Origin of the sequence: Microcystis sp. M169S2, from assembly GCF_020245865.1 — a bacterium.
Classification (GTDB): domain Bacteria; phylum Cyanobacteriota; class Cyanobacteriia; order Cyanobacteriales; family Microcystaceae; genus Microcystis; species Microcystis ichthyoblabe_A.
Window position 1 is genome coordinate 1 of the sequence record NZ_JADBUB010000215.1, and the last position, 3,770, is coordinate 3,770.

2 protein-coding genes are annotated in these 3,770 nt (G+C 42.4%); one reads left to right on the top strand and one right to left on the bottom strand.

The window, feature by feature from the left end:
- Positions 1 to 496: 496 nt before the first annotated feature.
- Entirely contained in the window at positions 497 to 2,668 is a 2,172-nt protein-coding gene (locus tag IM485_RS19785) for an EF-hand domain-containing protein (protein ID WP_287745137.1), read from the bottom strand.
- Between the two features lie 374 nt (positions 2,669 to 3,042).
- Here IM485_RS19785 and lepB point away from each other — a divergent pair, with 374 nt between their 5' ends.
- The gene (gene lepB / locus IM485_RS19790) at positions 3,043 to 3,645 is read left to right on the top strand and encodes a signal peptidase I (RefSeq protein ID WP_287745139.1); all 603 of its coding nucleotides are present in this window, start codon (positions 3,043 to 3,045) and stop codon (positions 3,643 to 3,645) included.
- The last annotated feature ends 125 nt before the right edge of the window (positions 3,646 to 3,770 follow it).

Here is a 3,770-nt window from a genome sequence, read left to right on the forward strand (position 1 = left end):
CGGTTAACAATTTGTAATATTCCTTGTTGACACCCTTACTGACAAAGAAAAAACTGAAATCAAGTCAGGATAAGGGTTGGAGTGCTTACTGCAAAAATTGTTAAGAAAGATCCCTATAAGGGATAGCTTATTAAGGGGGGACTCAGGGGGGATCGAACCTAAAATCCATTTTTAATTTAATTATAACCAGCTACTTAATCTTTCAGCCCAACTAATTAACCGTAACCTTTGAGGGGGGAACAGAAGCACTGTATTGGCTAAAAAAAGAAAAAGCTCCCACCATCAAGGTGACAGCTAACTTGATTCTCTATTTGCACTGAATACAATTTAATACCATTTCTCTAAATGAAAACTACACATCGAATTTAAGTCACCCTTTTTAAGGGGGATTTAGGGGGATTAAACTTCTGTAGTCAGACTTTGGAGAATTGGTATAATTTGCTATCAGAATCCTAATGTCTTGGAATTCATGACCGACGCAATAGTTGCAGACAGTTTATTTGTGGAATTGGTGCAGTAGATCGCGAAATTCCTGAAAACTAATCTGATTATCGCGACCAGTATCGGCCTGCTGTAACATAGCTTCGATTTCCTTGTCTGTCACCCCCGGTTCGATCGCCTGAAGACAAGCTTTTAACTCCTCAAGGCTAATTTGTCCAGAGCTATCACTATCGAATAGCTGGAATCTTTCCAATAAAATTCTTTCCTGTTGATCACGATCGCTGTCACTACTAAAAGATAGACGATCGAAAACCTGAAAAGCGCGGGCGATATTTTGCCATAATTGATCGGCCGGAGGACGATGGAGAATCGTTTCCTCCTCCTGACCAGTAACTCCGTACTCCCGACGCAAAGACTCGACAGTTTCCTTTCCTGCGACTGGCAATTCCGTCAATAAATGCTCGATCACTTCCCTAGAACTCTTACCAGTTAACACTTCCAGCAATTCCGAACCCACCTGGCGATCGGGGTCTTTTTTCCATGTCACCAACAAACTTTCTAACAAAGCATCGCGATAACTCTGCAAACGTAACCAATCCTCGCGACTATACTGCTTTTCTGGATCGAGAAGTTCGGCCGATTCCACACCCAACTCTGTTAAAATCGCCTGATGTTCTGCCTCAGTAATCGTCAACTCTAAGCGCATTTGTTGCAGGATTTCGAGGCTGTGGCCGAAGTCACTATATCCCTCCTCCAAAGCCTCTTTTAACACGGCTTTATAGGCTTTTAAACACTTCTGGTGCGTGAAATCCGGCAGTATCTTGGCCAACACATACACCTCATCTGCGTCCAAAGTTTCCAGCGATCGCCGATCGAGATATTTAGCCGTATCGAGATTCAGTTTACGCAACTGTTTACGCAATTTTCCTGCGAGTCCTTCCCGTTGGTAACGACTCGGATCCCTTATCCAAGTGCGATATAACCATAAACTACTCAAAACAGCCGCTAAAATACTAGCGAAATAATGCCAAAATTTTGGCAAAAGATTAATAAAAGGACGACCACCGAAAATAAAGAAGAAATTGAAAATCAGAAAAGTTCCGAAAGTAAAGACTCGATGACGGATAATTTCGGTTGGTAAGGGCGACTTTTTACGGATTCTATAGACTTTATAGGCATTTTCAACTTTTTTACCGAGAAAATAACCCAAAAAAGTGCAGATTGCCAAAGTTAAGGGAACAGCTACCAGTTTCGGAATCGGAATCTGATTACCCGCAAGATAAAAACCCGGTTTAAAGAGGGATTCTAGCTGATTTTCGTCGTGCGCCCAAGCTCCAGAGAAATAATAGTCCCAATTGCCAGCATAGAGATAATAATAGATAAAATAGCCAAAAACTAAGCCAAAATAACCGTAATAAAGCCATTGGTGATCGCTGTTATTAATCCCATCCCAATAGGATCTTTCCGCATCGATATCGATACAGGGACTTTGACAGGCAACACAGGCACTTTGTTCGCTACCATCTTCTCGGACAATACGACACATAGATTGAGTAATCCCACTGCGACTGTCTTCGTGAGCGGTACTATTTAGCAAACCCCTCGGTTCACCATAAATCCTTTCAACTGGACTCATGGGACAGAAATAGTTACACCAAGATTTGCCCCCATACCAGTAACCCACAAAGATCGCCGCTAGAATAGTAAAGATTAAAAAGCTACCCAAGACTAAGCGATCGGAATTATAAAAAAGAATCCGTCCGCATAAACCCAAAAATAACAGACTTAATTGTAGATAGAGATAATTCCGAGCTAACCAAGAGTTTTTCGGCACTTTATAGATTTCAGAGCGGACTTTTCCCGATTTATCGGTCTGTTTTTTCTGACGCTGTTTACCCAAAGCACGCGGTATTTGAGAAAGAAAGGATAAAGGACAGATACGCCGCCAGAGTTCGTGACCGAATACTAATAAGATAAAAACACCACTAGGAACCACTATTCCCCAAAAAATCGGCGCACCTAACTGATAGGAGGATTGGGGTAGGCAAACTCCCTGGACTTTAATGCAGACATCGGGATCAACTCTCAGGGGACTAGAAAGATTATTATAATCGGTTAATTTTGCCGAAATAGGGTCAAAAAATAGAGAAAATATCAGAATTAACCAAGCGATGGTCAGAACCCATCGCAAATAGTGCATCGAGCGTTCGGGAATTTGTGCAAACATATACATATATCTAAGTCAAGTCGTTTTGCTAAATTAATATCCAAGTTTCCAATCGACCATTCGGGAATTTGTGCAGAAATAGATCTGAGTGGTGACTTAGAAGAGACTTTTAAGGGATGTAGGGTTCTAATCCTCGAAATCTTCAGTTTTTCCTTTAATAGCGGCGAAAAACTGTCCTTTTTGATAGACTAATCTTACCGTTCTCCACCCCCGAGGAAATTCCCCTTCCGGCGGCAGAATGCGGCCTTGACAAATTAACAGTGATCCAGTAGATGTAGGAAAATTGTCTTAAAATATTATCTACGCTGCTACTATCACTAAACTAGAACATTAAAGAGCGCATTAGCTTAATCCTTCTCAAAAGTTAAAATTCTATGGCTGAAAGCTTGAACCATAAATCCGAAAAACCTTCTCCCCCTCCCGTCCCCCAAGAAAATCCTTGGCTAGAAGCAGTTAAAACCATTGTCACGGCTGGAATTTTGGCCTTTGGCATCCGCACTTTTGTGGCCGAGGCCCGTTATATTCCCTCTTCTTCCATGGAACCCACTCTCCAGATTAATGATCGCCTAATTATCGAGAAAGTTAGCTATCATTTTCAGAAGCCAGAACGGGGTGATATAGTGGTTTTTAGTCCGACAGCCGCTCTAAAAGCTCAAAATTTTCAGGATGCTTTTATTAAACGGGTGATTGGACTGCCGGGGGATAAGGTGCAAGTCAAAAACGGTTTAGTTTACGTCAACGGTAAAGTTTTAGCGGAAAAGTATATCGCCGAAGAACCTAATTATACTTACGGACCGGTGACAGTTCCCCCCGATCAATATCTGGTTTTGGGCGATAATCGCAATAATAGTTATGATTCCCACGCTTGGGGCTTCGTTCCCCGGGACAACTTAATCGGTCGCGCTGTGGTGCGTTTTTGGCCCTTCAATCGTCTGGGAGGACTTGACAACCCCGACGCTGCCATAAATCAGAATTAATGTCAAGAAAATAAATAGGGTTTGCGGCAAAAAGTACGGGCGAAGCATTCGGATAGAAAATCTACGGTTTCACCGATAGGTTATTGCCCGAATGCTTCGCCCCTACAGGACGCGGGCTGATGAAG